The sequence below is a fragment of the Streptomyces synnematoformans genome, from assembly GCF_039531005.1.
GTDB lineage: Bacteria > Actinomycetota > Actinomycetes > Streptomycetales > Streptomycetaceae > Streptomyces > Streptomyces synnematoformans.
The window spans coordinates 1-5,291 of sequence record NZ_BAAAPF010000403.1; the positions used below are offsets into that span (position 1 = coordinate 1).

Annotated in this window: 2 protein-coding genes and 1 pseudogene; all 3 read left to right on the forward strand. The window is 76.0% G+C overall.

Annotated elements, in window-relative coordinates; translation table 11 throughout:
• A pseudogene (locus tag ABD317_RS33035) lies at window positions 1-1,370 on the forward strand (hypothetical protein); the annotation flags it as partial.
• Window positions 1,371-1,670: 300 nt separating this feature from the next.
• Window positions 1,671-3,032 (forward strand): glutamine synthetase family protein, encoded by a 1,362-nt coding sequence (locus ABD317_RS33040; protein ID WP_344294914.1) that lies wholly within the window; start codon window positions 1,671-1,673, stop codon window positions 3,030-3,032.
• Between the two features lie 114 nt (window positions 3,033-3,146).
• Window positions 3,147-5,291, forward strand: a 2,145-nt coding sequence (locus tag ABD317_RS33045; protein WP_344294918.1) for a bifunctional [glutamine synthetase] adenylyltransferase/[glutamine synthetase]-adenylyl-L-tyrosine phosphorylase, incomplete at its 3' end; no start/stop codon positions are given.

Here is a 5,291-nt window from a genome sequence, read left to right on the forward strand (position 1 = left end):
ACTTCGCCGCCTGGCCCGCCCGCGGCGCCCGCACCGGCGACACCGCGCTGCTGCGCCGGGCGCTGGCCGTCTGGGCCCGGCCGGGCGGGTCCGTACGGGTCTCCGCGACGCCCGGCACCGCCGCCGGGCCGCCCGCGGGACCGCCGCGGCTGCTGTACGCGGGGGACGTCGACCGGGCGACCGTCGTCCTCTTCCACGACGGGCTGCGGCTGGTGCGGTACGCGGAGGTGCGCGGCAAGACGGGCGCCGCGGTGCTGGACTTCGCCCGCGCCGACGCCGCGGACGCGGCGAGCGCGCTGGCCGTCGTCGTCGCCCGCACCGACGGCAACGTCCGCTATCTGACCGCCCCCTGGGTCTCCGGCGTCTCCCGGCGCGAGCTGCTGGCCCCCACGGCGGAGCCGCGCCGGGTGGACCGCACCCCGGACGGCGTCACCGCCCCCGTGCCCAGCCCTCCGCTCCCGACCACCGCCCCCGCGGAGAACGGCGACCCCGGACCCGCGGACGAGGGGGGCGACGGTGTGAGGCCAGAGGGCCAACGGGGCGGCAGCGAGCAGGACGACGGCATGAAGCCCGACGGCGGCCGGACCGACAGGACCCGGGCGGCCGACGGCCCCGCCGCCGCAACCGGCACCCAGACGACCGACCACGCCGCCGCAGCGGCAGCCGGCGCCCCCGCGCCCGGCACCCGGTCCCCCGCCACCGGGACGCCCCCCGGCACGAAGCCCTCCGCCGCCGAGCAGCCCTGCACCACCTGGCCCGCCCTGGAGCTGCGCACCCGGCCCTCCGCCGGCGCCGGCGCCCCCGCGCAGCTGACGACCGACCTCGGCGAGCTGGTGCCCGCCCGGCTGACGTACGGCTCCCCGGCCGCCGCCACCGACGTCGCCGGCGCCGCCGCCCGCGACCGCTGGGCCCGCACCGCGTGCCACCTCGCCACGCTCCGCGCGCAGGGCGTACGGACGGTGAACTCCTGGACGTTCGCCGGGCAGCCGCTGCCCGAGGACGGCGGCACGGCCGCCTGGGTGTGCACCCGTGCCGACACCTGGCGCGGCATCGGCGGGGTGGCCCTGGCCCAGTTCCAGCCGCCGGCGACCGACCCGCGGGAGCAGGGCGCGGTGGCGGCCCGCGCGCGGGACACCACGGCGTGCGGGGTGCGGGCGCCGCACGCGCTGGCGGGCGTGCTGTGGAAGGCACGCTCGGGGAGCTGGTACGTGCTGGCGGCGGGCAGCCGCGACGTGACGTCGGTCACCGCCTCCGGCGGCGTCAGCGGCGCGGCGGAGGGCCGGTTCCTGGCCGCGGCGGCAAAACGAGGCGCCCGGGCGGAGCTGACCGCCACGCTGACCGACGGCTCGACGCTGCACCCCCCGTCGTAGCACCGGCCCGCCCCCACCAGTGCGCCGAGCGCCCGCCGACCGCCTCAAGCCCCAGCGGCACCCCACACCCCCGCCACGTCCCGCACCCGCAGCACCCGCCTGCCCGCCCGTCGAGCCCACGGCACGCGCACCGCGACGTCCCACACCCATGCCCCCGCACCACGCCCCCCACCCGCCGCACCCGCCGCGCCCGCTGCAGGCGCACCGCGCATCGCGGGGTGCGAAACCCCCGTGAAACTCCGTAGCGTGATACTGAGGGCTCACGCCCACGCCACCGAGTCACCTGCGAGGATGTGGACCATGGAGAAGCAGCAGGAGTTCGTGCTCCGGACCCTGGAGGAGCGCGACATCCGGTTCGTGCGGCTGTGGTTCACCGACGTGCTGGGCTTCCTGAAGTCCGTCGCCGTCGCGCCCGCCGAGCTTGAGCAGGCGTTCGACGAGGGCATCGGCTTCGACGGCTCGGCGATCGAGGGCTTCGCCCGGGTGCACGAGTCGGACATGCTCGCCAAGCCCGACCCCGGCACCTTCCAGGTGCTGCCCTGGCGCGCGGAGATCCCCGGCACCGCGCGGATGTTCTGCGACATCCTCATGCCGGGCGGCTCGCCGTCGTTCGCCGATCCGCGGTACGTGCTGAAGCGGATCCTCGCCAAGACCTCCGACCTGGGCTTCACGTTCTACACGCACCCCGAGATCGAGTTCTTCCTGCTGAAGGAGAAGCCGGTCGACGGCAGCCGGCCGGCGCCCGCGGACAACTCGGGCTACTTCGACCACACCCCGCAGAACGTCGGCATGGACTTCCGCCGGCAGGCGATCACGATGCTGGAGTCGATGGGCATCTCGGTGGAGTTCTCGCACCACGAGGGCGCCCCGGGCCAGCAGGAGATCGACCTGCGCTACGCGGACGCGCTGACCACCGCGGACAACATCATGACGTTCCGGCTGATCATGAAGCAGGTGGCGCTGGAGCAGGGCGTGCAGGCGACGTTCATGCCGAAGCCGTTCTCCGAGTACCCGGGCTCCGGGATGCACACCCACCTGTCGCTCTTCGAGGGCGACCGCAACGCCTTCCACGAGTCCGGCTCGGAGTTCCAGCTGTCGAAGGTGGGCCGGTCCTTCATCGCCGGGCTGCTGCGGCACGCCGCGGAGGTCTCCGCGGTGACGAACCAGTGGGTGAACTCGTACAAGCGCATCTGGGGCGGCTCCCAGCGCACCGCGGGCGCGGGCGGGGAGGCGCCGTCGTACATCTGCTGGGGGCACAACAACCGCTCCGCGCTCGTCCGCGTCCCGCTCTACAAGCCGGGCAAGACGGGCTCCACCCGCATCGAGGTCCGCTCCCTCGACACCGGCTGCAACCCGTACCTGGCGTACGCGATGCTGCTGGCCGCCGGCCTGAAGGGCATCGAGGAGGGCTACGAGCTGCCGCCGGGCGCCGAGGACGACGTGTGGGCGCTGACGGACGCGGAGCGCCGCGCGATGGGCATCGAGCCGCTGCCGCAGAACCTCGGCGAGGCGATCGGGCTGATGGAGCGCAGCGAGATCTGCGCGGAGACGCTCGGCGAGCACGTCTTCGACTTCTTCCTGCGCAACAAGAAGCAGGAGTGGGAGGAGTACCGGTCGGAGGTCACCGCCTTCGAGCTGCGCAAGAACCTGCCCGTGCTGTAGGCGGCGGTGTGCCCCGTCGGGCCGGACGTCGTGCCGGGTTCGGCCGTCCGCTCGGCTGAGGCGGGGCCGTAAGCTCGTGGCTGCGTGATCACGGGACGGGAGGCGGTGCGCGTGATGGCGGTTCCGCAGGGGCGCAGGAGCAGCTCGTTCACCCGGCTGCTGCGGTACGGGTTCGGCGAGCCGGCCGACGCCGGGCGGCTGCTGGAGTCCACGGCGCTCGACGGCGTACGGGACGACCCCGTCCTGCTCGACGCGCTGGGCGCCACCGCCGATCCGGACCGGGCGCTGCTCGGGCTGGTGCGGCTCGCGGAGGCGCTGGGGCCGGAGCGGCGGCAGGCGCTGCTCGACACGCTGGTGGCGGCCAAGCCGCTGCGCGACCGGCTGCTGGGGGTGCTGGGCGCGTCCGAGGCGCTGGGGGACCATCTGGCGCGTCACCCGGACGACTGGGAGTCCCTGGTCACGTACGAGTCGGCCGATCTGCATCCGACGACGGCGGAGTTCGAACGGGCGCTCGCCGAGGGGGTGTGGGGGCCGCGCGGCGCGGAGCTGCCGCGGCCGGACGCGCTGCGGATCGCGTACCGGCGCGCGCTGCTGGGGATCGCCGCCCGGGACGTGTGCGGGACGACGGACGTGGTGCAGGCCGCGGCGGAGCTGGCCGACCTGGCGACGGCGACGCTGCGTGCGGCGCTGGAGATCGCCTGTGAGGAGCGGCCCGAGGACGCGGCCGCGTGCCGGCTGGCGGTGATCGGGATGGGCAAGTGCGGCGGGCGGGAGCTGAACTACGTCTCGGACGTCGACGTCATCTTCGTCGCCGAGCCCCGCGACGCCGGCCCGGGCGGCGGCGATGGCGGCGGCGCTGACGGCGCTGACGGCGGCGGCCAGGGCGACGAGCGCACCGCCGTGCAGGCCGCGACCCGGCTCGCGGCCCGCCTCATGCGCGTCTGCTCCGACACCACCGCCGAGGGCACGATCTGGCCGGTCGACGCCAACCTGCGCCCCGAGGGCCGCAACGGCCCGCTGGTGCGCACCCTCTCCTCGCACCTCGCGTACTACCAGCGCTGGGCCAAGACCTGGGAGTTCCAGGCGCTGCTGAAGGCCCGCCCGGTCGCGGGCGACGCGGAGCTGGGCGCGGCGTACGCGGACGCCATCGCGCCGATGGTGTGGCAGGCGGCGGAGCGGGAGAACTTCGTGCCGGACGTGCAGCAGATGCGCCGCCGGGTGGTGGCGAACATCCCGGTGGCGCAGCTGGACCGGGAGCTGAAGCTGGGCCCCGGCGGGCTGCGGGACGTGGAGTTCGCGGTGCAGCTGCTGCAGCTCGTGCACGGCCGCGCCGACGCCTCGCTGCGCAGCGGCACGACCCTGGACGCGCTGGCCGCGCTCGCCTCCGGCGGGTACGTCGGCCGCGCCGACGCCGCCGCGCTGGACGCCGCGTACCGCTTCCTGCGCTCCCTGGAGCACCGCATCCAGCTGCAGAAGCTGCGCCGTACGCACCTGGTGCCGGAGAGCGAGCGCGAGCTGCGCGCGCTCGGCCGCTCGCTGGCGCGGCTGCTGCCGCCCTCCGAGGGCCTCGGCGACCCGGTCTCGCACCTGCGCAAGGCGTGGCGGCGGCACGCCTTCGAGGTGCGGCGGCTGCACGAGAAGCTGTTCTACCGCCCGCTGCTCAACGTCGTCGCCCGGCTCGCGCCCGGGGAGGTGCGGCTGACGCCGGACGCCGCCCGGGAGCGGCTGGTGGCGCTGGGGTACGAGGACCCGGCGGCCGCGCTGCGCCATCTGGAGGCGCTGACGGCGGGGATGAGCCGGAAGGCGGCGATCCAGCGGACGCTGCTGCCGGTGCTGCTCGGCTGGTTCGGCGACTCGGCCGACCCGGACGCGGGGCTGCTCAACTTCCGCAAGGTCTCGGACGCGCTGGGCAGCACGCCGTGGTACCTGCGGCTGCTGCGCGACGAGGGCGCGGCGGCGGAGAACCTGGCCCGGGTGCTGTCCGCCGGCCGGCTGGCGCCGGACCTGCTGCTGCGGGCGCCGGAGGCGGTGGCGCTGCTCGGCGACGAGCAGGGGCTGCGGCCGCGCGGGCGGGCGCATCTGGAGCAGGAGACCCTGGCGGCCGTGGGGCGGCACGCGGACCCGGAGGCGGCGGTGGCGGCGGCCCGCGGGGTACGGCGGCGGGAGCTGTTCCGTACCGCGGCGGCGGACCTGATCGGGGCGTACGGGGCGTACGGGACACCCGAGGCGCCCGGCGCGGAGGACGCCGGGGCCGCCGAG